The sequence below is a fragment of the Vibrio sp. YT-19(2023) genome, assembly GCF_033337395.1.
The window spans coordinates 1-726 of record NZ_JAWOQN010000450.1; the positions used below are offsets into that span (position 1 = coordinate 1).

General features: G+C 44.4%; 2 protein-coding genes. One reads left to right on the plus strand and one right to left on the minus strand.

The features are described from left to right. Positions 1–498: HAD family hydrolase (locus tag R7E78_RS26460; RefSeq protein WP_318058655.1), on the plus strand; the 498-nt coding region annotated here is incomplete at its 5' end. 111 nt (positions 499–609) lie between these two features. Here the strand turns inward: R7E78_RS26460 and R7E78_RS26465 are convergent. Continuing rightward, positions 610–726: ferritin-like domain-containing protein (locus R7E78_RS26465; RefSeq protein ID WP_318058656.1), on the minus strand; the 117-nt coding region annotated here is incomplete at its 5' end.

Consider the following 726-nt stretch of genomic DNA (forward strand, 5'->3'; position numbering starts at 1 on the left):
TGCCCTCAAACAGAAGATTTATTGGATTTCGTAGAGCGCATCGATCACCCGCATCACAAAGAGCATGCACATAATGTCATTTTTGACCACGAGATTTCCGATGCTGAACAGTCTAGCCCGATGATTGGTTGTCATGAATTGCTGAACTACTTGGATAAAAAAACGATTAAAACCGCCATCGTGACGCGAAACTGCCTAATTGCGACACAAAGAAAATTGGAACATAACCAAATCACCGTTGAGCAAGTGATCACGCGTGAATGTTATCCACCAAAACCCGATCCTTTATCGCTACAAGTGCTCGCCAAGGAGTGGCGTTTGATGCCAAATGAAGTGCTGTATGTCGGTGACTTCCTTTACGATTTACAAGCTGCGTACAATGCACAAATGCCGTCTTGTTTAGTGCATCACGGCATCACCGAACAATTTCAAAATTCGGCATCACTTGCGGTGAGAGAACTGTCCGATTTGCTGGCGTACTTTGAATCAGCGCACTGATCCCTTTGTCCGAAAAGCTCAACGAATCAGATTGCCAATTCTCAGAGACAAAAAAAGGAGCACTCATGTGCTCCTTTGGCTTATTCCCGAATCGTATGTAAATGTTTGAACTTAGCCTTGTAGGTAAGCGTTAAGCATCCACATCAGTTTTTCTTGCTCACGGATGTAATCACCCATCAGTGCCGCAGTACCTTCATCGTCTGCTTCACCAGCGTTTTGTAAAATCTC